At 34.6% G+C, this 24,498-nt stretch carries 23 protein-coding genes; 13 read left to right on the top strand and 10 right to left on the bottom strand.

Going from position 1 to position 24,498, the window contains the following annotated elements; genetic code table 11:
- On the bottom strand, positions 1-738 hold the full coding sequence (gene hisA, locus IKS50_RS00395; protein ID WP_292843802.1) for a 1-(5-phosphoribosyl)-5-[(5-phosphoribosylamino)methylideneamino]imidazole-4-carboxamide isomerase: 738 nt from the start codon (positions 736-738) through the stop codon (positions 1-3).
- Between the two features lie 167 nt (positions 739-905).
- Here hisA and IKS50_RS00390 point away from each other — a divergent pair, with 167 nt between their 5' ends.
- From IKS50_RS00390 to IKS50_RS00375, 4 genes are all read left to right on the top strand, one after another.
- Positions 906-1,610, top strand: coding sequence for an ABC transporter ATP-binding protein (locus IKS50_RS00390; protein ID WP_292843800.1), 705 nt, complete (start codon positions 906-908; stop codon positions 1,608-1,610).
- A 4-nt stretch (positions 1,611-1,614) separates the two neighbouring features.
- On the top strand, positions 1,615-3,885 hold the full coding sequence (locus IKS50_RS00385) for an ABC transporter permease (RefSeq protein ID WP_292843798.1): 2,271 nt from the start codon (positions 1,615-1,617) through the stop codon (positions 3,883-3,885).
- A gap of 140 nt (positions 3,886-4,025) precedes the next feature.
- Positions 4,026-6,215, top strand: a complete 2,190-nt coding sequence (locus tag IKS50_RS00380; protein ID WP_292843796.1) for an ABC transporter permease — start codon at positions 4,026-4,028, stop codon at positions 6,213-6,215.
- A gap of 23 nt (positions 6,216-6,238) precedes the next feature.
- The gene (locus IKS50_RS00375) at positions 6,239-6,961 is read left to right on the top strand and encodes a nitroreductase family protein (protein ID WP_292843794.1); all 723 of its coding nucleotides are present in this window, start codon (positions 6,239-6,241) and stop codon (positions 6,959-6,961) included.
- On the opposite strand, the gene IKS50_RS00370 is transcribed toward IKS50_RS00375, so the two are convergent.
- Positions 6,951-7,622, bottom strand: coding sequence for an isoprenylcysteine carboxylmethyltransferase family protein (locus IKS50_RS00370; protein WP_292843792.1), 672 nt, complete (start codon positions 7,620-7,622; stop codon positions 6,951-6,953). The genes IKS50_RS00375 and IKS50_RS00370 overlap by 11 nt on opposite strands.
- 94 nt (positions 7,623-7,716) lie before the next feature.
- On the opposite strand from IKS50_RS00370, the gene IKS50_RS00365 reads away from it, so the two are divergent.
- The 6 genes from IKS50_RS00365 to IKS50_RS00340 all read left to right on the top strand — a co-directional run bounded on the left by IKS50_RS00365 (position 7,717) and on the right by IKS50_RS00340 (position 12,619).
- Positions 7,717-8,136, top strand: a complete 420-nt coding sequence (locus tag IKS50_RS00365) for a C-GCAxxG-C-C family protein (RefSeq protein WP_292843790.1) — start codon at positions 7,717-7,719, stop codon at positions 8,134-8,136.
- Between the two features lie 26 nt (positions 8,137-8,162).
- Positions 8,163-8,651: an isoprenylcysteine carboxylmethyltransferase family protein gene (locus IKS50_RS00360; RefSeq protein WP_292843788.1), complete on the top strand. Its 489-nt coding sequence runs from the start codon at positions 8,163-8,165 to the stop codon at positions 8,649-8,651.
- 122 nt (positions 8,652-8,773) lie between these two features.
- Positions 8,774-9,238, top strand: coding sequence for a DUF2124 domain-containing protein (locus IKS50_RS00355; protein ID WP_292843786.1), 465 nt, complete (start codon positions 8,774-8,776; stop codon positions 9,236-9,238).
- 18 nt (positions 9,239-9,256) lie between these two features.
- Entirely contained in the window at positions 9,257-9,700 is a 444-nt protein-coding gene (locus tag IKS50_RS00350; RefSeq protein ID WP_292843784.1) for a hypothetical protein, read from the top strand.
- A 105-nt stretch (positions 9,701-9,805) separates the two neighbouring features.
- Positions 9,806-10,180, top strand: coding sequence for a helix-turn-helix transcriptional regulator (locus IKS50_RS00345; protein WP_292843782.1), 375 nt, complete (start codon positions 9,806-9,808; stop codon positions 10,178-10,180).
- Positions 10,181-10,198: 18 nt separating this feature from the next.
- Positions 10,199-12,619: a cation-translocating P-type ATPase gene (locus IKS50_RS00340; protein ID WP_292843780.1), complete on the top strand. Its 2,421-nt coding sequence runs from the start codon at positions 10,199-10,201 to the stop codon at positions 12,617-12,619.
- Between the two features lie 202 nt (positions 12,620-12,821).
- On the opposite strand, the gene IKS50_RS00335 is transcribed toward IKS50_RS00340, so the two are convergent.
- The 5 genes from IKS50_RS00335 to IKS50_RS00315 form a co-directional block, all read right to left on the bottom strand.
- Positions 12,822-13,433, bottom strand: a complete 612-nt coding sequence (locus IKS50_RS00335) for an ABC transporter ATP-binding protein (RefSeq protein WP_292843777.1) — start codon at positions 13,431-13,433, stop codon at positions 12,822-12,824.
- Complete coding sequence (locus IKS50_RS00330) at positions 13,423-14,370, bottom strand: ABC transporter ATP-binding protein (protein ID WP_292843775.1); 948 nt, start codon at positions 14,368-14,370, stop codon at positions 13,423-13,425. The genes IKS50_RS00335 and IKS50_RS00330 overlap by 11 nt, the downstream gene beginning before the upstream one ends.
- 13 nt (positions 14,371-14,383) lie before the next feature.
- On the bottom strand, positions 14,384-15,226 hold the full coding sequence (locus IKS50_RS00325; protein ID WP_292843863.1) for an ABC transporter permease: 843 nt from the start codon (positions 15,224-15,226) through the stop codon (positions 14,384-14,386).
- 1 nt (position 15,227) lies between these two features.
- Positions 15,228-16,115: an ABC transporter permease gene (locus tag IKS50_RS00320; RefSeq protein ID WP_292843773.1), complete on the bottom strand. Its 888-nt coding sequence runs from the start codon at positions 16,113-16,115 to the stop codon at positions 15,228-15,230.
- Between the two features lie 184 nt (positions 16,116-16,299).
- Positions 16,300-17,907, bottom strand: coding sequence for an ABC transporter substrate-binding protein (locus IKS50_RS00315; RefSeq protein ID WP_292843772.1), 1,608 nt, complete (start codon positions 17,905-17,907; stop codon positions 16,300-16,302).
- A gap of 256 nt (positions 17,908-18,163) precedes the next feature.
- Here IKS50_RS00315 and IKS50_RS00310 point away from each other — a divergent pair, with 256 nt between their 5' ends.
- The gene (locus IKS50_RS00310; RefSeq protein WP_292843771.1) at positions 18,164-19,534 is read left to right on the top strand and encodes an MATE family efflux transporter; all 1,371 of its coding nucleotides are present in this window, start codon (positions 18,164-18,166) and stop codon (positions 19,532-19,534) included.
- On the opposite strand, the gene IKS50_RS00305 is transcribed toward IKS50_RS00310, so the two are convergent.
- Together IKS50_RS00305 and IKS50_RS00300 are read right to left on the bottom strand one after the other, a co-directional pair.
- A complete protein-coding gene (locus IKS50_RS00305; protein WP_292843770.1) occupies positions 19,531-20,145 on the bottom strand; it encodes an ABC transporter ATP-binding protein in 615 nt (204 codons plus the stop codon). The genes IKS50_RS00310 and IKS50_RS00305 overlap by 4 nt on opposite strands.
- The gene (locus tag IKS50_RS00300) at positions 20,135-21,094 is read right to left on the bottom strand and encodes an ABC transporter ATP-binding protein (protein WP_292843768.1); all 960 of its coding nucleotides are present in this window, start codon (positions 21,092-21,094) and stop codon (positions 20,135-20,137) included. Before IKS50_RS00300 ends, IKS50_RS00305 begins: the two co-directional genes overlap by 11 nt.
- Positions 21,095-21,240: 146 nt before the next feature.
- Here IKS50_RS00300 and IKS50_RS00295 point away from each other — a divergent pair, with 146 nt between their 5' ends.
- On the top strand, positions 21,241-21,804 hold the full coding sequence (locus IKS50_RS00295) for a GNAT family N-acetyltransferase (protein WP_292843766.1): 564 nt from the start codon (positions 21,241-21,243) through the stop codon (positions 21,802-21,804).
- Here the strand turns inward: IKS50_RS00295 and IKS50_RS00290 are convergent.
- The gene (locus tag IKS50_RS00290; protein ID WP_292843764.1) at positions 21,799-22,491 is read right to left on the bottom strand and encodes a 4Fe-4S double cluster binding domain-containing protein; all 693 of its coding nucleotides are present in this window, start codon (positions 22,489-22,491) and stop codon (positions 21,799-21,801) included. The two genes, IKS50_RS00295 and IKS50_RS00290, sit on opposite strands and share 6 nt — an antisense overlap.
- 342 nt (positions 22,492-22,833) lie before the next feature.
- Between IKS50_RS00290 and IKS50_RS00285 the strand changes: the two genes are divergently transcribed.
- Positions 22,834-24,450 carry an ABC transporter substrate-binding protein gene (locus tag IKS50_RS00285; RefSeq protein WP_292843762.1) on the top strand — a complete coding sequence of 539 codons (1,617 nt, stop codon included), beginning with the start codon at positions 22,834-22,836 and terminating at the stop codon, positions 24,448-24,450.
- Positions 24,451-24,498: the final 48 nt, after the last annotated feature.

Below are 24,498 nucleotides of genomic sequence, written 5' to 3'. Positions count from 1 at the left end.
TTACCTCTTTTGATATTTTAAAGCTTCAGTTAAATCAATTTTATCAGTATAAAGTGCAGAACCAATTACTACTCCTTCTACACCACTTTCATTTAATTTTTTAAGGTCGTCTATTGTTGTTATTCCTCCAGAATAAACAATAGGCAAATCTACGGATTTTTTTAATTCTTCTACAGGTTCTGTGTAAAATCCGCCTAAAAGGCCTTCAACATCAACGTTTGTGAATAGGATGCTTCCTGCACCATGTTCTTTGAATTCTTGGGAAATTTCAGAAGGGCTTTTATCAATTTTTTCTTGCCATCCCTTAATGACTACTCTGTTGTCTTTGCTGTCAAGTGAAATCATAATTCTGTCTGAACCGTATTCTTCTGACAATTCGCTTATGGTTTCCGGTTGTTGAATTCCCATTGTTCCAATGATGATTCTTTCAATGTCCAAGTCTAACAATTGGCGAGCATATTCAACACTTCTAATTCCTCCACCAAGTTGAATTGGAACGGAAACTTCATTCAAGATTTTTTTAATAATGTCGAAGCTGGCTATTCCATTAATTGTTCCATCTAAATCAATTACATGGATGTTTTTAGCTCCTAAATCTTCCCAATGTTTTGCAACAAGTTCGGGATTTTCTATTTGAACCATTTCACTTCCAGGTTTGCCTTGAACAAGCTGCACACATTTACCGTTCTTAATGTCTACAGCAGGCATTATTAACATTTCATCTCTTTTAAATGACATTTGGATTTTTTCCTTAAATTTTTATTATAATATAACTATATGTTTTGAAATGTTTTATATGTATTGATTGTTTTATTCATCAAATAAAATTTAGGCATACCTAAATTTTATATACTATTAGATTAATATACTATAATGAAGAGATTAATTAAACGAAGGGAATAGTAATGAGTACAATTATTGAATTTAAAGATGTGAATAAGGAATATAGGACTGGAGATCACATTTTAAAGGCAATGGATAATGTTAACTTCGCAATTGATGAAGGTGAATTTGTAGTAATTCTAGGACCGTCAGGTGCGGGCAAATCAACATTATTAAACCTTTTAGGCGGTCTTGACTCAGTAACATCAGGACAAATCATAGTTAACAGCGAACATGTTGAATCATTTGATGACAATCAACTAACAAGTTATAGGGCAAAAAATGTAGGTTTCATTTTCCAGTTTTACAATCTAATACCAAACTTAACTGCACTGGAAAACGTAGAGTTGATGAAAGACATTGTAGATGTAAATATAGATGGTGAAGCAGTTCTTGATTCAGTGGGGCTTAAGGATCATGCAAATCAATTTCCAGCACAACTGTCCGGTGGGGAACAGCAAAGAGTATCTATTGCACGAGCTGTTGCAAAACAACCTACAATGCTTTTATGTGATGAGCCAACAGGAGCATTAGATTCAAAAACAGGAGTATTAATTTTAAGTTTGCTTCAGGATATGAGTAACAATCAAAATACTACTGTTGTTATTGTAACTCACAATGCAATACTGGCTGAAGCGGCCGATAAGGTTATAAGAATTAAAAATGGCCGAATTGAAAGTATTGTGAATAATGTAAATCCAAAAAAGGTCACTGATTTGGAATGGTGAGTGAATGCTTGCAAAGAAGATGTTGAGGGACATCTCCAAGCACAAAGCTCAATTCATATCTATTTTTTTAATGGCATTTTTAGGAGTATTTGTGTTTGCAGGTGTCGGTGGAGAATCAGTAGGCCTAGAAGTCAATGTCAATGACTATTATGAAGAAACTAATTTGGCTGACGGGTGGATTTATTCAAATTATATAAATGATTTGTTTTTATATCAGGTAGATTGCTTAGGTGCAACAACTCAAATGGAGAGACAGTTGGTAGTTGATTCGGTTGCGGACTTTAAAAATGATCCCGATATTACTCTGCACTTCGTTGAAAACAACACAATATCTAAATTCTATTTGCTTGAAGGCGAAAAGTTAGATATTAAGGATAAGGGCGGAGTATGGTTGGATAAAAGTTTTGCCGATGCTAAGGGTCTAAAAGTTGGAGACAATATTACTTTTGAGTTTGAAAATTATTCTATCACAAAAGAAATCAAGGGATTAGGTTATTCGCCGGAATATGTTTATCATGCATCATCTTCATCTGTAATTCCGGATTTTAACAAAATTGGTTTCGCATACCTTTCCTATAAAGCATTTCCTGAAGACACTGTTCCATATAATGTTTTGAATGTTAAATTTGAAGGAACCTCTGAAAACTATAATGAGTTACTATCCTATCATATGGATGGTTATTACAATTCATTTGTAGAAAGATCAGAACACACAAGTGTCAGTCAGTTTGCGGATGAAATGGACCAGCACAGGATGATGGGCGATATCTTCCCGGTTGTATTTATATTAATTGCCATGCTGATTCTTTTGACAACAATGACAAGGATAATTACACATCAAAGGACTCAAATAGGTATTCTTAAGGCTAGTGGATTTAAAAATCGCTCCATAATATTACATTATGTGTCATATGGATTTTGGCTGGTGTTAATCGGATCTATTTTGGGATTAATTTTAGGGCCGATGACATTGCCGCAATTATTTTACCCCTCAATGAGCGCCACTTATAAATTGCCGTCATGGGACCCTGCGTGGAGTATGAATTTTGTATATGTTGCAGTTTTAATGGTTTTAATGTCGCTAGCAGTTTCATATTACTCTGTCAAAAGCATTTCATCAGAAAAACCGGCAGATACAATAAGGCCAAAAGCACCGAAAGTATCAACTTCAGGATTTGTTGAAAAGTTTGGAATATGGAAAAGATTGCCGTTCAATATTCGTTGGAATTATCGTGATGCTAAAAGAAATAAATTCAGGGCATTAATGACAATAATTGGTGTAATAGGATGCAGTGCTCTTTTAGTGTGTGCTTTTGGAATGTATGATGGAATGAATGATTTAAAGGAATGGGAATATAATGACATTAATCATTATGACTCTAAATTGATAATTGACGAAGATGCAACTCAAGCAGAAATTGATGATGTGGCAGATAAGGTTAATGGTGATGAGATAATGGAGTCCGCAATTGAAATAGAATCTGGTTCTGTTAAGAAGTCAGCTTCGCTTTTGGTTTTAAATGGGACTGATTTAATAACACCAACAGATTATGACAGGAATCATGTGGAAATTGCTGATGATGAGGTTTCAATTTCACAGAAGATGGCCGATATGCTGGGCGTTGGTGTAGGAGATGAGGTCAAGTGGCACATCATGGGGTCTGATAAATGGGTTAAAACAAAAATTGATAAGATACATTCAGATCCAGTATCTCAAGGATTTATAATGTCTGCCGATAAATTGGAAGACTTGGATTTAAACTATACTCCGACAAGCATCGTTACAGAAGAACATGTTGACAAGAGTTATGATGGTGTAAAAGCGACTAACTCAATGAAAGACATGACTTCAAGCTGGGATGAGTTGACTGAAGCAATGTGGTTGTTAATCTACATTTTGATATTCTTTGCTTCTCTTTTAGCAGTCATCGTTCTTTATAATTTGGGATTACTGTCATTCACAGAAATTGAACGTGAAATTGCAACATTAAAGGTGTTGGGCTTTAAAACAAGTGCTCTTCGAAGATTATTGTTAACTCAAAACTTATGGTTTACAGCTATTGGTTTCATATTAGGTTTGCCTGTAGGTTATTTTATCTTGGACATTATGTGGAAGTCATCTGGGGATTCCTTTTACATATTGCCTTCAATATCTCTTACAAACTTCCTGTTAACAGCAGTTATAACCTTTGCGTTATCAATAATTGTGAATTTGATGTTTTCGCGCAAGATTAAAAAATTGGATATGGTAGAATCCCTTAAAAGTGGAGAATAGGTTTTCTACCTATTTACTCTACTTTCAGATTAAAATAGGTTTTTTATATTTAATATTTCAAATATTATATCATGTCATTATCTAAAAAAATGCTGAGGGATATAAAAATTAATAAGACGCAGTTTATTGCAATATTTCTAATGGCATTTATAGGTATCTTTGCTTACAGCGGAATATATAGTGAGTATTATGGCCTAGTACAGACTTCCGATGAATATTACATGGATACCAATATGGCAGACGGATGGATTGACAATGATAATTTTGATGACTTGGCGGTTCAGAAAGTTAATGAATTTGCAACCCAAACAGACAGACAGGAAGTTGTTCAGTCTGTAGCGGACTTGGAGGGCAAACCCGATATTACGTTGCATTTCATAGAAAAGGGAACGATTTCTAAATTTTATACAACCGACGGTGAAGATTTTGATGCTTCAGATGATTCAGGAGTATGGATAGATCAACGTTTTGCGGATGCACGGGATTTGCATGTCGGAGATAAAATCACTTTTGAATTTGATAATTCAACAATTAAAAAGGAAATTAAGGGAATCGGTTATTCTCCGGAATATATCTACGAAACTTCGCCTAGTTCCCTAACGCCTGATTTTTCAGAGTTAGGTTTTGCTTATCTTTCGTATAAGGCATATCCCGAAGATTTGGAATATAATAAATTGCTCGTTAAATATGAGTGTTCGGATAATGACTTTAAGGAAAAATTGGATGATGCGATTGATTATCTGTCATTCACTAAAAAAGAGGATCATCTCAGTGTGTCCAAATTTGCAAATGAAATGGCTCAGCACAAAATGATTGGAGATGTTTTCCCGATTGTATTTATTTTAGTAACCTTTTTAACACTCCTGACTACAATGACAAGGATTGTTACTCATCAGAGAACTCAAATTGGAATCTTAAAGGCAGTTGGTTTTAAGGATTCGACAATAATCTTACATTACCTGTCATATGCATTTTTCCCAGTTCTTCTCGGAGCCGTTTTAGGTTTAGTAACAGGGCCAATGATTATTCCACAGATGTTCTACCCAACAATGACTACAATGTATAGCATGCCGGTTTGGCATCCTGGTTTTGATATGAGTTTTGTCTATATTGCGATATTATTGGTTGTTTTATCCGTTTTTGTTACATATCTAACATGCAGAAGAATTTCAAAGGAAAATCCTGCCAATACCATGAGGCCAAAGGCTCCTAATATATCTTCAAAGAGTTTCATTGAAAAATCAAAACTTTGGAATCGCTTAAGTTTTAATTTCAGATGGAATGTAAGGGATGCAAGAGCCAATAAGTTCAGGGCATTCATGGCAATAGTTGGAGTGATGGGTTGTGTCGCCCTTTTGATTGCAGCATTCGGAATGAATGATAGTTTAAATGAGTTGAAATCATGGGAATATGATGATATAAGTCATTTCGAGTCTAAAATACAACTTTCCAATGAGGCAAATCCTATGGAACTATATTATATTCTAAATGAATCAAACGGCAGTTTCATCATGCAGCAATCAATTGAAATTAAAGCAAATGACATGGAAGACACGGTAACGCTGCTTGCATCGAACAACACGGATTTGATATCGTACACGGACAGCAATAGAAACCAGATTGACATTGATGAGGGGGATGTTTCAATCTCAACGAAACTTGCTGAAAAGTTTAATTTAACAAGGGGAGATAAGATCAGGTGGCATATTGTCGGAAGCGATGAATGGGTCACTTCAAAAATAGGCCAAATCCATGCGGAACCCATTTCACAAGGGTTAATCATGTCTCCGGACACTTTAGAAGACCAAGGATTGAATTTCACTCCTACAAATATCTTGACTGATGAGAAATATGGCGAAAACCTTGATTCAATCAAATCGGTCACAACCATTGAGAAAATGAAGGAAAGCTGGGATACTATGACAACCTCAGTGATGATGATGGTTTCCGTTGTAACGGTTGTGGCAGTTGTCTTGGCCGGTCTGGTCCTGTATAATTTGGGAATTTTATCATTTACAGAGATGGAGAGGGAAATTGCAACATTGAAGGTTTTAGGTTTTAAAACAAATGTCTTAAGGAAATTATTATTGACACAAAACATTATTTTCACCTTTATCGGGTTTATTTTGGGAATTCCACTTGGATTCTACTTCATGACATTAATGATGGATGCTGCGGGAGAATCATTATATTACATTCCAACTTTAACTTGGGGAAATATTTTATTATGTGCAGCGATAACATTTGCAATATCCATAGGTGTTAATTTATTGTTTTCAGATAAAATTAAAAATTTAGATATGGTTGAAGCACTTAAAGATGTTGATTAAGTTGATTATTAGCGGTTGATAACATGAATCTTGAAGATACGATATACAAAAGACAATCTATTAGAAAGTATGAAAAAAGTCCACTAGGTCCGGAAATCTTAAATGAATTAAGAAATTTCATAAGTAATGCTAAGGTATTGAATCCGGATATTGACTGGAGCTATGATATTGTCGGGCCAAAAAATTTCAGAATGTTGCAGAGATTCAAGCCGCCCCACGCCCTGTTGCTATTTTCAGAAACTAAGCAAAATTACTTACAAAATATTGGATTCATATTTCAACAAGTTGATTTATACCTGCAAAGCAGAGGAATAGGATCTTGTTGGATTGGCGCGGGAAATCCTAAAAATTATGATAATCCAAATCCCGAACAGAAATTCATCATTTTGATGGTATTTGGTAAGCCTCAAGGCGAAATTTATCGTGAAAGGTCTCAGTTTGAAAGAAAAATCGTATGTGAAATCTCAGATGAAAGGGATAGCAAGCTAATCCCTGCACAACTCGCCCCATCAGCTGCAAACTCACAAACATGGTATTTTACACATAATGATGATGGAAGCTATAATCTATATAGGAATAAGCCTAAATTCCGTTTAAATAAAAAAATGGATGCCTGGAATCAGATTGACATGGGTATTGCATTGGCGCACATGTATGTTGCAAATCAGGAAACCTTTAAATTCAGCCTAGATAAACCTCATGAAGAGTTAAAGGATAAGGTCTTTGAAGGAAGCTTTACCATATAAAAGGCATAATTTTATATTTTACTTTTTCTTTATATTCCTTATATCCTTCTAATTCCTGTTCTAGAACTTTTTCTTCATTTTTTATTCTGAATATGATGATTATCGGATAAATTAACATTATAATAAATGAAAAAATCGAATCCAATATTAACGGCATTGATAAGAATAAAAATATAGTGGAGGTATACATTGGATGTCTGACAAGACCGTATAATCCGGTATCTACAACTTTTTGATTTTCACTCACTTCAACCGTACGTGAAAGATACATATTTTCTCTTAAAACTTCAGAATACATGATATAACTTATTAAAAATATAATTGAAGCTATAATGATAACCATTGTTGGGAGATGGAACCATCCGAATCTGAAATTCAGCCCCGCTAAAACAAATGCCAGTAAAAACATTATTCCACTAATCAAAATCACTATTTTCTGTTCGGCTTCTTCTTCTTTTGCATTCAATCTTCTTTTTAGAAGTTCAGGGGATTTAGTGAACATTATTATTCCTGCAATGAACATTGGGATGAACAATAAAGCTATAAACAACCAACCGTTAAGATAATATAAGCTTCCTGCAGGAATGAACAGCAATAAGAACACTATAATTAAGCCAAATCCGAATTTGGTTAATGCTTTTGAAAATAATTTTGTATCCATCATATCACTTACAATTTATTTATTTTTTGATTAAATAAATTTTCATTGAAATTTTTAAGATAGATTAATTAACTATGCAGTAGAATAATTAAATATGAATTCTATAGAAGAAGCAGTTCAATTATTTGAAAGCGGTTATATGTGTTCACAAGCAGTTTTTGCAGCATTTTCGCCAGATTATGGTCTTTCTAAAGAACAAGCTCTTAAAGTGGGGGCTTGTTTTGGAAGTGGAATGCGCAAGGGAGAAGTCTGTGGAGCATGTACCGGTGCATTGATGGTATTGGGACTTAAATATGGTGAAAGCAAAGAAAAAAGTAATGAAGTGTGCAATAAATTTTTAGATGAATTTAAAAAAGAAAATGGATCATATATTTGTCGTGATTTATTGGAGTGTGATATAAGTACAGAAGAAGGTGTGAAATACGCTAGGGACAATAATCTGTTTAAAGAATTTTGTCCGAAAATGGTCGAATCCGCTGCAAAAATTACAAAGGACATCGTCTCTGATTTATAGGTGTTAATTTCATAGAAGGTGAAAACATGAATAGGGATGTTGTTGGATATCTGCTTGGTTTAGTCATTTTCATAATCGGAATTCCATTTATTATGTATTTGGCTTCAGGAAGCCCCAATCTTGCTGAAATCGGATTGATGAAATGGATTTTGCTAATAGTTTTGGCGGTTGTAGGAATTGGATTAAGTGTTTGGTCAATCGTTTACATGAAAAATGTTGGTGGGGGAAACCCTTTCGACGCTTTCAACCATGAAGTTGCGCCCAGAACAAATTCCCTAATGACTGACGGACCATATGGAATATGCAGAAATCCAATGCTTTTGGGAGTATTTATTTATCATATTGGAGTTTTGATAGCTATTTTCTCAATAGGGGCTTTATTGGTCTTTATAATTGAAGTTTTAATAATGAATGTTCAAGTCAAAAAAGAGGAACAAAGATTAAAAAAAGATTTTGGAAGAGATTATGAAGAGTATGTAAGAAATTCTAATAGATTTTTCCCAAAAATAAGATAAAATCAGGATAAATTAAAATTTATATTGAATGAGAGTCCAAAATAATTAAAAAAAGATATTTGATTAGATTGCAATCAAAAGATTTAAAAGTTCAACTACATAATATTTATAAGGTGATTTCAATGGAAGATGCTTATGAGTGGAAAGGATTAAACGGGCAACTGGTAACATTTAAAAAAGAAGTGGGAGATGCTAAAAAAATTACTTTTGTTGGTTCTCCAGGAGTTTGCACTCCCTTTGCAGAGTTTTTGGCTTATTCAGTGAGAGACAAAGAAAATCATTTTATTCCTTTATTGGATATTGAGGATTGCCACGAATTCGAGTCCAAACCATATGCCATGGTACTTAAGGATGAAGTTTCCGACCCTCATGAATCTGATGTCGTTGTGCTATTGGGAGGATTGTCCATGCCAAAATATGATGTTGACACTGATGAAGTAAAAGATTTGGTTGATGAAATCTTAAAAGAAGATGGCCAACTCATGGGTGTTTGCTTTATGGACATGTTTACCAAAGCAGGATGGCTGGAAAAAGTCGATTTTGATTGTGTCATTGATGGAACATTAGTCGGTGTGGTTAAAAAATAATCGTTAGGAGGTTCTAGAATGAATAAAAGTATCATTGTCATAATAATTATACTTTTAGCTATTTTATCGCTAGTTTTAGTTTATTCATTTGATGAAGGCGACGACTCTAATAAAACAAGCCTAACAGTATCTTCTGAAGGCCCTATTCCATTATCAAGCATAATTCAAGATATTAAAACCGGAGACTATTATAAGGGTTATGATAATGAAACCCTTGTCTGGATGGAATCTTTAGGAAATAAACAGGTTTTCGTTGCTGCTGATGCGTTTGTAGTAATGGACAGTTGGGATGCGAAAAAAATTCCTTCACAATATGTATGTGATGCATATATTGATGAGTTTATAGAATGCAAAGTCTTGGAAAATCATTCTATTGGTGATGTTGAGTATCCTAAAGATGTTTTGTTGGTTAAGGATGTTGATTATCTTGGTCAGGAGGTTCATGACCTTCAAGGTAGTTGATTCTTTTTTTTATTTTTTAAAATAACATATCACAATATCATGATATGAAAACATTTAAATAGATAAATGTATTATAAAATTAATTATATAATATATGTGATGGAAATGAAAGATAAAAATCTTGATGGAACTAATGATGATATATGTGAGGTATTTGACTCTCATGAAGATACCGTTAACCGTGTAAAGGAACGTATGCCTTCAGAAGAGGAATATCTTGATTTATCAGAATTTTTTAAAATTTTCAGCAATCCAACAAGATTAAAAATTATTTCTCTACTTGCAGTAGATGATTTATGTGTTTGTGATATTTGTGAGGCTCTTGATTTAAACCAAACTACTGTCTCAAATCAATTGAGAATATTACGTGCAAATAATATTGTCAAATTTCAAAAAGAAGGAAAAATGGCCAGATATTCCCTAACCGACCTTCATATTGAAATGATTTATAAAGTAGGTTTAGAACATATATTAGAATAAGTTTAATCAGGTGATAACATGGTTGAAAATAGATGTTATGACTCTGATTGTGACGATAAAGATTGTTATAATCCAGAGCACTATAACTATATCTGTTTTAATCCAGAATGTGAAGACACTCGCTGTGAAAATCCAAAACACTATGATAAAAAGTTATTAAGAGAATATCAAGAAAAGACTGATTTAAGCGTATACGATCATAGAGAAGAAATAGACTATAATGAAGAGGTAGATATTAATCTCTGTGCTTGTCCTGATTGTGCAGATGATGAAGAACATGACCATGATCACGAGCATCATGAGCATTCTCATGAAGAGCATCATCATGATCACGGTCACGAGCATCATGAGCATTCTCATGAAGAGCATCATCATGACCATAATCATGAGCATGAGCATTCTCATGAAGAGCATCATCATGATCACGATCATGACCACGATGATGTTGAATTTAGCCTTTGTGCTTGTCCGGATTGTGCAGATGATGAAGATGACCATGGACACGACCATGGGCATGACCACGCTCATGAGGATGGCGAATTATTTGCTGAAGGAAAACCATTGATTGCAAATAGGCCTGTCCAAATCATTCTTGTGAGCGGCATACTATTTGTTTTAGGACATATTTTTGAATGGTTGTCATTCAGCCCTACAGTTGTAACAGTTACTTATATGATAGGCGCAATCATTGCAGGTTATGAGATAGCTATTTTAGCTTATAAATCATTGGTTAACAGGCATACTGTCGGACCTGCAATGTTGGTATGTATTGCTTGTGTTGCATCGTTTATTATAGGTCATCCTGAAGAGGGTGCGGCCGTTACTTTCCTTTATTATATTGCTGAATTTTTAGAAGACCTTGCAGAACACAGGGCTAAACGTTCAATCAAATCGTTAGTTGAAATTGCACCCGATACTGCTCGAGTCAAAGTAGGAGATAAGGAAGAGATTAAAAACGTTGATGAGGTAAATATTGGAGATATTGTAATCGTAAAACCGGGAGATAAAGTTCCTTTGGATGGGGAAGTTGTTTTCGGTTCCTCTTCAATAAACCAAGCTTCAATTACTGGTGAAAGTGTTCCAGTATTAAAAGAGGTTGGTGACAATGTATTTTCAGGAACAGTCAACGAAGACGGATATCTTGAAATTAAAGTAACAACCGAAGCTAAGGATTCAGTTATCTCAAAAATCGTAACTTTGGTTAAAAGATCACAACTCAACCGTTCCGAAACCGAAACATTGGTTGAAAGGGTAGCAAAATATTATACTCCTATCATGATGATTGGAGCAATATGTGTTGCATTCATCCCGCCATTGTTATTTGGTCAGAACCTAGTCGATTGGGTTTATAAGGCCCTTTCACTTTTAGTAATCTCATGTCCTTGTGCATTCCTGATTTCAACACCTGTTGGTATGGTGTCTGCAATCACTTCAGCTACCAGAAATGGAGTAATTATTAAAGGAAGTACCTATGTTGAAGAGATGCGTAATGTGAAAGCGGTAATTTTTGATAAGACAGGTACATTAACAGAAGGAAAACTTAAATTAAGTGATGTTGAAGTTTTAGATGAAGATTACTCAAAAGAGGATATTGTTAAAATTGCAGCTTCATTGGAATCCCAATCCTCTCACCCGATTGCTAAGGCTATTGTTGACTATGCTGATGAGAATAACATAATATTTGACATTATTCAGGACTTCAGAAATGTTCCGGGTAAAGGAATCGTAGCTAACATTAACGGCGAACAGTTCTATGCTGCAAATGAATCTTTAATTGAAGGAAGTTCCTTTGACATTTCAAGGGAGGATATTAATAAGTATTCCAGTGAAGGTAAAACTCTAATATTCATCGGAAATGCCGAAAAGGTATTGGGTATTATTACAGTATCCGATAAGATTAGGGACAATGCTTCTGAAGTCATCGCTGATTTGAAAGACCAAGGCGTACAAACCATTATGCTTACCGGTGACAACAAACTTGCTGCACAAAGTGTTGCATCTGAAATAGGTATCGACTATGTCTATTCCAATTTGCTTCCGGAAGATAAGTTAAACATCCTGGATACCATCAGAAACAAATTTGGTGATGTTGCAATGGTTGGTGACGGCATCAATGATGCTCCGGCTTTGGCACGTTCAAACATAGGTATTGCAATGGGTGCTGCAGGTTCCGATGTGGCAATTGAAACCGCAGATATCGCATTGATGCAGGATGACATATCCAAACTCCCATACTTATTTGCTTTAAGCCGTAAGACAATGGGAATCATTAAACAGAATATTAGTATTGCTATTTTGGTTAAATTGTTATGTGTAATCCTTGCGATTATGGGAATCATAACATTGATGATGTCTGTCGGCTTTGGTGATTTGGGATTGACTATTTTAGTTATCTTGAATTCATTTAGAATTGGAATGGTGAAAGATCCACTGTTCTAATTTTAGTTATTTTTTTTACTTTGAATGTGTATGTTTCACTTTCTAAACAACAAAATAAAAACTTCATTCAAGCATATTTATTTTCCATGCCAAAAAACATATGGTTGGTGTTCTAACTTGTAAAATACTTCATCGAAAAAATAATTAAAACCATATCAAAAATCATTGAAAAAATTAAAAAAAGAAAAAATCTCTAAAAAATTTAGAGATTATTTATTTCATCAAAATATAAAATATCATCACAGATTACGTCGAGCAACTCTTTATCGTGGCTGACAGCCAATATTCCAATGTTGTTGGCTTTACAGTGATTGATAAGAGCTTCCCAAATTTGTACCTGTGTAACTGCATCAAGCATTGTACTTATCTCATCGGCAATGATGAATTTTGTTTTAGGATTAAGAGCCCTCAATATACTAAAACGCTGCAATTCCCCACCGGAAAGTTCGTTAGGCCAACGTGTCAACCAACTATCTTTAAGACCGAAAGTATCTTTTAAATCTTGAGTAGGTGTCCATGATTCATTCAATACTTTATCCATTTTCCATTTAGGATTCATGGTTTTTTCAGGGTGTTGGAAGATTAATTGTACAGGATAGTAATCCTTATCTGGAATTTTTTTGCCATCAAGGGTAACCTCTCCTGAGTAGTGAGTAAGATATCCTGCCATTATTTTGCATAATGTAGATTTGCCGCTACCGCTGTCTCCCATTAAACCTATTATTTGATTACTGTTAAGAGATAATGAAAAATCCTTTAATATTTGTCTTTTTTTGTTATATGAAAAAGAAATATTATTTGCTTTAAGTTCCATCGTTAGCCTCCTTGAAATTAAAACATCTAATCATTACTCCGTCATGCTCTTCAAGTTGTGGTTTGGTATTTGCACATTTGTCAATACGTATTGGACAGTTTTCATAATACGGACAACCTGGAACCTCATCCAATGGTTGAACCCCTTCGGTTAAGTTGAAACCGTTTTTAGGCAGTGAATTAATTAAAGCTTTAGTATATGGGTGCAATACATTATCTGCATTTTTGAAGTTTTCCACTTTATTAATTTCAATAACATATCCGGAATAGAATATCGCGATTCTATCCGCTGTTTTTAAAGCAACGTCGATTTCGTGAGTAATTAGTAAAACACCTTTTCCCTGCTCTTTTAAATTTCTGATGTCGGTAATTGTCTCTTCAACGCTTTTTGCATCAAGACCCGGTGTAGGTTCATCAGCAATCAATAAAGTAGGATCACCTACTAATGCGGTAGATAATAAAACTTTTCTTGCCATTCCGCCTGACAGTTCAAAAGGATATAAGTCATCTACGCTTTCATCCAATCCGTATTTTGCAAAGATTTCCCTTTGCCTTATTTTCTTCTCGGCATGTTCCTTTTCGTCCTTACATTCGCCAATTGCCTGTTCAGACACTTTCATTAGAGGATCCAAGAAATTCACAGATTGCGGAATCAAACAAATTTCCTTTCCTCTTAATTTTTCTTTTAATTCTTGGTCTAAAATCTGGCCTTTGTATTTAATGTCTCCGGTAACGTGGGAGTTGTAAGGCAGAATACCTAAAATTGAGTGAGCTAAAAGACTTTTACCTGAACCACTTGAACCTAATATTGCAACGATTTCGCTTTCTCCGACATCTATTGTCAAATCGGATATGACTTTCAAATCGTGCCTATTCAATCCTTGAACGTATTGTGTAAAAGATATTGATAAATTATTTACTTCTAATAATTCTCCCATAAAATCACCCAATCTAGTTATTTGCCTCTGAAGGATCAAACAATCGTTTTAAATTGTCTCCTATAATATCGAACAATAATACAACAATCAATAATGCTACTCCTGGGAAGAATGCTAACCACCAGGCGCCCATTGCAAGGTATGTCATTGATTCAGATAAAATGATACCGATTGCAGGTTCGTGTGGTGATAAACCGAATCCTAGGAATGTTACGCTTGATTCATGCATAATTGCATGAGGGAATACAAGCAATGTTCCAACAAATATTTGAGACAGCACTAAAGGCAATATATGTTCTTTTGCAATCCAGAATTTACTTTTACCGAATCTTCTGGATAATGCAACATACTCGGAAGTGTTGATTTGAAGCACTTCTGCTCTCAATACTCTTGTCAGATTGACCCAGTGTGAAAATGCCACTGCCATAATTACTCCAAAGGCTCCTTTTCCTAATGCAATGGATATCATCATAATTAACAGTATATGAGGTATTGATGCGAATAAGTCAATTAACCATGAAACAAATTCGTCACAGTACTTATTAGCGCTTGCTAAAAATGCCAATATTGTAGCGATTATACTGGAAATTATTGAAGCACCTATTCCTATCATGATACTTAAGCTCAAACCTTTGATTGTTCTGAGGAACATGTCTCTACCCATCCAATCGGTACCGAAAGGATGTCCGAATGAAGGGGGTTGCATTCTTGTGGTAAAATCTGTTGGTAAATTTGCATTAATCATTGTTCCACAAATGAAAATAATTAACAAGACCAATCCTGTGAGTCCTATGGTCAAAAGGGTTTTTTGCCTTAAGTTTAGAGAGCTGAATAATCCTCTGTTATACCATGGCATTTCACTCATCTTCTTCACCCCTTATTCTTGGATCCACATATTCATAGATTATATCTGCAATAAGGTTTCCTACAAATACAAAGGTGGCACTGATTAGAACAATACCCAACAATAATGGAACGTCTGACCTTAATCCTGCTGCGACAGTCGCTTGTCCTATTCCAGGGTATGCAAATACCTGTTCAACAAGAATGGTTCCGCCAAACAATTCATTGAATGACATGAACTGGATAGTGATTGCTGGAATTAAAATGTTTCTTATTCCGTGATTTTTGATAATTCCCCAAAAGCTTTCACCTCTAGCTTGTGCAAACAAGAAATAATCACTTTTTTTAACACTGATGAGCTTGTCTCTTGTAAACATTGTAAGAGAAGCGATTCCTACAATACTTAATGTAACTGCAGGCAGTATCAATCTATATAACCACTGCCAAAATGTCACTGTATCTGACAATTGCCCAATCGGAACGGAAAGTCCTATAGGGAACCAACCTAAATATACTGAAAAAACCATTAAAAGTACTAACCCTATCCAAAAGGTAGGTGTAGATTGTAATATGTAACAGTAAGTTTTAATTGCTTTGTCTATCCAGGTACCTTCTTTAGCACCTGCAAGCACGCCTAATCCAAAACCTACAAATGCAGAAATTACCCAAGAGACTGCCATAAGAGTAAATGAAGCTGTGAATTTTTGAATGATTACTTCAGTTACAGGCACTCTGTAAATTAATGAGAAGCCCATACTTCCGGTTGCTAATGTTTGAAGCCAACCCAATACTCTTTCTCCTAAAGATAAATTTGTACCCCAATAATCTCCCATAATTGCCATTTGTTCTTGGCTAACGATTCTTTGACCAAGATAAGCTCTTACAGGGTCAATTGGAGACATCTGTATCATAATAAAACTGATTGCTGCAATAACAATTAATAAAATTAGTAATCTAATAGCTTTATATCCAAAAAATTTAGCTAATTTTTTATTGTTAATTTTAATCAACCCTAATCATATATTAAATTCGTTTAAAAAAAGAAATAAAAAATGATTTATTTAAATAAATCATTTTAATATTTAATTAAGCTTCTTCAGTTGCATTAAGACGTGTCCAATCGTAGATGTTACCCCATATGTCTCCACCGTGTGGGTAGATGAGGTGTGTGCTGTTGGAAATGTCTAAGTCATCACTTACAAAGTAGGTGTAGTCCATGGTTCCAATCCAGATGTAAGGATATTGGGAATTAGCTTGTTGAGCTACTTGAGACCAGGTACCGTATGAACTGTCGAGCTCTTGTCCCATAGCAGCATCAATTAATGAATCTACAGCAGAATCATTAAGCATTTCTGCATTATCATATCCGACACCTGCTACTCTGGAATCATATTGGTGTTCAAGTGAATATGGGTCTGCTGAACCCCAACCCCATACTACTCCTTGGCTGTGTATGTTAGGGTCGATGTCGTCCCAGCTTGCACCTTCAGGAATGATTTCTATACCAAGTTTTTGAGCTTGTTCTGCAAGTGACACTGCAATTGCTTGTCTTTCAGTTGCGGTAGCTTTGTAGTATACAGTGAATGAAGCTTTTACTCCATCTTTTTCTACAATTCCGTCACCGTCGGTATCATTCCATCCGGCATCTGCAAGAATAGCTTTAGCTTCATCTACTTGACCGTCTTCAAATCCAGCATCAGTTGCCCAAGGTAATTGGCCAGCTACACCATTGTAGGACACGTTACCGAATCCGTTTAATGCACCGTCAACAATTTCTTGTCTGTTAATACCAATGTTCAATGCTTCTCTAACAGCTGGGTCTCCAGTTACATTGTTACCCACGGTGTAATTGTCAGCAGCTACTTTTCCTTCATCCATTTGAGTAGGGATTGATACACCACGTACATCGATTGAATCGAAGTATTCCATGTGGTAGCCATCTACAGTTTCATTTGCGTATGCTACTGGAACTTCAGCAATGTCAACATCTCCGTTTTTAACTGCTGCAAATGCTGCATCAGAATCAAGGAAAAGGTTTGTTATTTTTTCGAAGTAAGGTTCTTTACCATAATAGTCAGGGTTTTTCTCTAGGATAAATTGTTGTCCTTTATCCCATTGAGCTAATTTATAAGGTCCGGATCCAATTGGGTTTTGACCGTATGATTCTTCATCATAATTAGCTTCAGGCACGATTCCAACATCAGTCAATTTGTTGACGAATGTTGAATCTGCTTTGTTAAGTGTGAATACTACTTTATCTCCGTCAGCTTTAGCTTCTTCCATTGAGCTTAAATCTGCTCCTTCACCTAATTCTTTCGCTTTGTTGTAGGAGAATGCTACATCTTTAGCGGTTAATTTAGAACCATCAGTGAATTTTACATCGTCACGAATGGTTACGGTGTAAGTTTTTAAGTCACTAGAGATTTCATAGTCTGTCGCCAAATCGTTTACAAAATTATTGTCTTTATCTCTTTTGAGAATGGTACTTTGTATAAGTGGGTCTGTACCGGAATCGTGGTATCCCCAACCGTGCATTGGGTCGAAACCAAATTCTGGTTCTTCACCGTGAGCAGCAACACAGGTTACTAATTCATTAGCAGCGTGTTCTGTGGTTCCTCCGCCCAAAGCAAAAGCACCTATCCCAATTATTGCGAGAACTGCAATAACTGCGCCTATAATATATTTAGTTTCCATTTTTTTCCTCGTTAAAATTATATTTTTATAAAATCTAAAGTAATATCCCACCTTATAGCATTACTTTTTTATAATAAATTATTATTTTATGTAATACTTTTAATTATAATGATATTACAAATTTAATTTTTAAAGTTTTAAGTAAATAAAAATTACTATCAACAATTTTAAGCCTACTTGAGTGGATAATGTGTTTCAAAGAAAAAGTCTTAACAAAAGATTAGTTTTATATTTGAATAAATTTTAATATCTATATATGATTTGCAATGATTCATCCAATAACGTAGATATAATGCTTGAAAATCCAAAAAAAGCATTAATTAAGATGTCTATGCCTTTGATTGTTTCATTGCTCATAACTAGTTTTTATAATCTGATTGACGCCGCTTGGGTATCGGGTCTTGGTGCTGATGCACTGGCGGGCGTCGGATTCTTCACACCAATATTCATGATTTTAATCGGTTTTGGAAATGGATTGGGTTCAGGTGCCGCTTTTGCCCTGTCAAAATATTTGGGTGAAGAGAATAAACCAAAAGCAGATAATGCGTCAGTTCATTCAATAATAATTGACATTATTCTTTCATTACTCATCACGGCTGTTCTATTGATTTTGTTAAATCCGATTTTAAATGCGATGGGTGCAGACAATACTATTGGCTATGCCACTGATTATGGAGTAATAATCCTTTTTGGATCTATTTTTATTATCCTATCCAACGCATTATATGGAATTTTTAGAGGAGAAGGGGATACTACAAGGCCAATGTATGCAATGATTGCTTCAGCGATTTTAAACATGATTTTGGATCCTATTTTCATCTACACTTTGAATTTGGGTGTTAAAGGTGCAGCTGTTGCAACGATTATCTCATCAATATTTGTGATTTTGATTTTATTATATTGGTTTTATATTAAAAAGGACACTTATCTAAAACCTAATCTGGTTAATTTTGAATTCAAAAATGAGATTTCAACAGATATTATCAAGGTTGGAATTCCCGCGAGTATCCAGCTTCTAAACAATGCATTTTTCGCTGCGGTCTTTTCGGCGCTTTTAGCTTATTTGGGCTCAACTGATTCGGTTGCCGTGTATTCAACCGGTTGGAGGATAGTTACAATTGGAACAACACCTCTTTTGGCAATTGGAACCGCATTGATTAGTGTAATTGCTGCAAATTATGGTGCTAAAAACTATAAAAACATTCAGATTGCCCATAGATATGCAATGAAAGTCTCAATAGTTATTGCATTTGTTGTAGCGATTCTGACAAATGTATTCTCTGGTGATATTGCATCAATATTTGCTTCAACCGGAACTAGTGTAAGAATAGCTCCGGAACTTACAAGCTTTTTAGCATGGATTGTAATTTATTATCCGACAATGGCAGTTGGTGTGGCTTCAACTTATGTTTTCCAGGGCATTGGTAAAGGAATCACTGCAATGTTCCAGACAATCATGAGGGAAACAGGATTTACAATATTCTTCGCAGTTTTATTGGGTGTTGTTTTAGATTATGGTGTCTGGGGGGCCTGGATGGGTATTGTTCTAGGCGAGATTATATCAAATAACATTACTATGGTGTGGGCTGATTGGCAAGTAAAAAAATTGATGGATATTAATGATTAAACGCCATTAATATCTTTCAAATATATTTTTTCATCACAGATTGTCTCTACTAGAGGCATATCGTGACTTACAAGTAAGAATCCCATTTTTCTTTTTTTGACTATTTTCAGAACTGAATCCAATATCTGTGCCTGTGTGATTGCATCAAGCATTGTGGTCATTTCATCAGCAATCAGGAATTTTGTATTTGGATTGAGGGATCTTAAAACGGAAAATCTTTGAAGCTCTCCTCCGGATAACTCTTGAGGAAATCTTGTCAACCAGCTTTTTTGAATACCAAATTCAGCTAAAGCATCATCAGTGACGTCCCAGGATTCTTCTAAGACCTGTTTCATTTTCCATTTTGGATTCATTACTTTTTCAGGGTGTTGGTATATTAGTTGAACAGGCTTAAATCCTTTTTTAGGAAGTGGTTGACCATCAAATGTTACGCTTCCTTCGTATTTTGTAACATAGCCTGATAAAATTTTACATAATGTAGATTTTCCACTACCACTGTCACCGATTAATCCGATAATTTTTTTATTGTCTAATTCAAGATTAATATCTTTTAATAGGTATTTCTTTGCTGATGGGTATTTGAATGAGATATTTGTTGCCTTAAGTTCCATCTTGCACACCCTCCTCATATTTAAAGCATCTAACTTTTTTCTTTCCAAGGTCTAAGAGTTCTGGCCTTTCTTCTTTGCATCTGTCAAATCTCATTTCACATCTGTCATAGTAAGGACAGCCTTTTGGTATTTCTCCATGCAAAGGTTGATGGCCTTTAATTATTTCAAATCCGTTCGCCGGCAGTGCTTTAAATAGTGCTTTTGTGTATGGATGAAGTAGGTTTTCACCTTCTCCTGTGAAATCGTCTTTTAGTGCAATTTCAATTACATATCCTGAATAGAATATTCCTATTCTATCTGCTACTTCCAGTGCGGCATGTATGTCGTGAGTGATTAAAAGTACTCCAATTCCATCTTCTTTCATGTGTTTAAAGTGATTTAATGTTTCTTGTACTGTTTTTTCATCAAGTCCTGGTGTAGGCTCGTCTGCCACAACGAGTTTTGGATTGGATAATAATGCTGTTGAAACGAGTACTCTTCTGGCCATTCCTCCGGATAATTGGAATGGATACATGTCATCGACTTCAGGGCCTAAGTTGTAATGCTCAAAAATTTCTCTTTGTTTTTGTTTTTTCGCTTTTTTCTCTTCGTCACTTTCAACATGTCCTATTGCTTGGTCTGAAATTTTCATTAAAGGATCTAAAAAATTAACTGATTGAGGTACAAGCACTATGTCTTTGCCTCTTAGTTCCTCTTTATCCTCCTGTGATAAAATTTTCCCTTTATATTTTATGTTCCCGTTCAGGTTTGCGTTTTCAGGCAAGATTCCAAATATTGCGTGAGCAAGCAGACTTTTTCCAGAACCGCTTGAACCTAAAACTGCTAATATTTCACCTTCAGATATGTCCAAGGTCAAATCACTGATGACTTTCAAATCTCTTTGATTTAAACCTTTGGTATATTGAATAAATGAAATGGAAACATTTTCAACATCTAATAATTTTTCCATCAAATCACCTTGTGAACATCAAATGATAAATTTTATATAGTAATTTGTACTTTATCAATATTAAAGTTATTCAAAATTTATTAAAAAGTATTACTTTTTAAATAAGATTTATATTAATAGTAATACTTTCTTGAAATGTGGTTTTTATGAATGTTGTTATAAAAGAATTATCCAATGACTCAATCGAAATTGCTAAGGTTCAAGAGTTCTTATTTGATATGATTAAAAAGGAATTTGGTTATGATTATGTTCCTGAATGGCATCATGATGTTGTAAATATGGAGGAATACTATATTAATCCTAAAAGAAATAATTTTTTTGTAGCATATGTTGAAGAAACTCATGAAATAATTGCCACAATTGGAATAAGGTCTTATGATAAGGATTTTCCGGAATTCAGGCATTTATACTCTAAAGATACTACCTCTAGTATATGGAGGCTATTTGTTGATAGGAGATGCAGACGTTGTGGTTTGGCTTCAAAAATGTTTTCTATAGCTGAAAATTTTGCCAAGGAATCCAATTTTAATGATATTTATCTCCATACTCACAAAAATTTAGATGGGGCTATTGAGTTTTGGACAAAAATGGGATTTGTTGTTCGCATAGATTCAGGTGATGAGCTTCAAACAGTTCATATGGATAAGCAAATTCGGGAACTGGAAATTAATCCTCTTGCCGCTGATTTTCGATATGCTGTTGAATTATGATTTTTTAATATATTTTTGAGTATGAGGGCATGCATAAATGCATTTTCCACATACAGTATCGGCTTTTCCTAAATTCTCTTCTGATACTATTAACGCATATTTTTCGCATTTTTTATCGTCATAAAATTCATTTCTTTTAAGATTATAATTCCATTCTTTTCCACTTATTGCGCCACCAGGACATGCATCTTTACAAATTTCGCATTTTCCGCAATTTGACTTAAGTATGGGTTCTCCAAAATCAAGTGGAGCATTGGTTAATACTGATGATAATCTTAAAGCTGATCCATATTTTTTTGTTGTAAATAGTGCGGATTTTCCAATCCATCCAAGGCCTGCACGAGTGGCTATCGTTTTATGAGGCAATTCAAATGAATTGAATTCTCCAAAATCACTGCCCAGTCTTTTTTTTGTTTGGGCATAGGCATCATATCCCTCATTAATAAGAAACTCTTCACATTTCATCCCAAGCCCATCCAATCTTGAATTTAAACTTATTAGTTCCTCAAGATATTCTGGTGTTGGTGCGTTTTGCATGTTTTTGATGATTTCTTTTGGATATGTGATATAAAACACAACTCCTGAATTTAATCCTTCTTTTGGTGTAAAATTCGTAATGTCTGCAAATCCTACTTCGATAGCACCATTTTTTATCAGGTATTCCTTTAGTTTGAGAGATAAATCCATAGGTGGATATCTAATGTTGATATTATTTAAATTTAATTTTTGTATTACTTATGTAAATTTTTTTTTCAAAAAGTGTATTACTTTTCGATTGTGTAAATTGTTATTATAAGAGATATTACCTTTTTAAAATTATTGGTTCTTTCATTTTTTGATTAAGTATTTTAAACATTTTTTATTTTTCATAGGAAAGTTAAAAGTAATAAATACTTTTTTATATAATCTTCAAGTAAATATTAAATAATATTAAAATAAGTTTATTTAGTATTACTTATTAGGGATTTTTCCATTAAAAAGTATTACTTTTTATTTTAATAGGTTGAATATTAATTAATGGTGAATTTTATGGATAAAAAACTTTTAATTGGTGGAGCTGTAGTTCTAGTGGCTATTATTGGAGCTGCATTTATGTTTATGGGAGGTTCAACTGACTCTGATCCTACTCATTTAACTGTAGCTGCACACAGTAACATTAAAGAACCTGAAGCAGGGTTCAACTCAATTACCGGTTGGGGATGTGGGCACCAGAATTATAATCCATTAGTATTTACTTGTTTATTTAAGACAGATAAAAACGGTGATATAGTACCTGATCTTGCCACTGATTATTCAATCAGTGACGACGGTAAAACATGGACTGTAAACTTAAGAGATGATGTGGTATTTTCAGACAACTCAACATTTGACGCTGATGATGTTGCATTCACATTTAACACAGGAAGGGACACTGAATCTGATATTGATTTAACAAATATTGAAGAGGTGACTGTTAAAAACAGTACTTGTGTCGAATTCAATTTAGTTGAACCAAGATCAACATTCATTTATGACTTAAGATATGTGGGTATTTTGCCATCTGATTCCTATGATAATGAGACTTTCGGTGAAAACCCTATCGGTACTGGACCATATGTATTAGACCACTGGGATAAAGGTCAACAAGCCATTTTTAAAGTTAATGACAATTATTATGGTGATAAACCATACTTTACTCAAATAACCTTATTATTCCCTGAAGAAGCTACCTGGTTAGAACTTGCTAAATCCGGTCAGGTTGATGTTGTGCCTGTTGCAACTTCTTCATTAAACCAAACTGTAGATGGATATCAATTCTATGAAGTGTCTGCTGGAAGAGCACAAGGTGTATCCTTGCCATATCTTGAAGACACAGGCCTTAAAAGTCCTGCTGGCTCTAAAATAGGTAACAATGTAACTGCTGATAAAGCAATCAGAGAAGCATTGAATGTCGGTATTGACCGTCAAGCAATGTGTGATGAAATTTTCTCAGGTCACGCAACTCCTGAATTTACAAGTGTAGATACAAGAGAATATGCAAACCCTGATGCTAAAGTTCAAGATGCTGATGTTGATAAAGCAAAAGAAATCTTAAAAGAAGGGGGATGGACAGATACTGACGGTGATGGAATCGTTGAAAAAGACGGTGTAAAAGCATCATTCGATTTATATTATCCACCTGACTATCTTGACAGACAATCTCTATCCACAGTATTTGCTGAACAGGCAAAAGAATTCGGAATTGAAGTAAATCTTGTTGGTGCTGACTGGGATACAATTTATGCAAACATGTACAGCTCAGCTGCATTAATGCAACAAACTTCTCCAGACCCATATAAATCAATCTATCAACAATACCACAGTAAAGAGGCAGATGATTTCTATATGAATCCTAATTTATATAACAATTCTGATTCTGATGCATTGATGGAACAAGCAATGCATACTAGTGACTTATCACAAGCCGATACATTATGGGCTAACTCTGCACTCGTTAACGGTGGAGGTTGGGGTCCTGCTGGTGATGCTCCATTCGTATGGATGGTTAACTATGACTACAACTATTTCATTAAAGATGGTATTGACATTGGAGAACAACCTGATGGTTTAGGAAATGATGTTTTAATCAATGTAGTTGATTGGACTAGAACCAATGAAACTGCATAAACATTTTTTCCTTTTTTATTTTTTTTAAAATTTGTTAAGGGGGTTTAT

Source organism: Methanobrevibacter sp., assembly GCF_017539065.1.
Taxonomy (GTDB): Archaea; Methanobacteriota; Methanobacteria; order Methanobacteriales; family Methanobacteriaceae; genus Methanocatella.
This window is presented reverse-complemented; position numbering and strand designations above follow the sequence as displayed.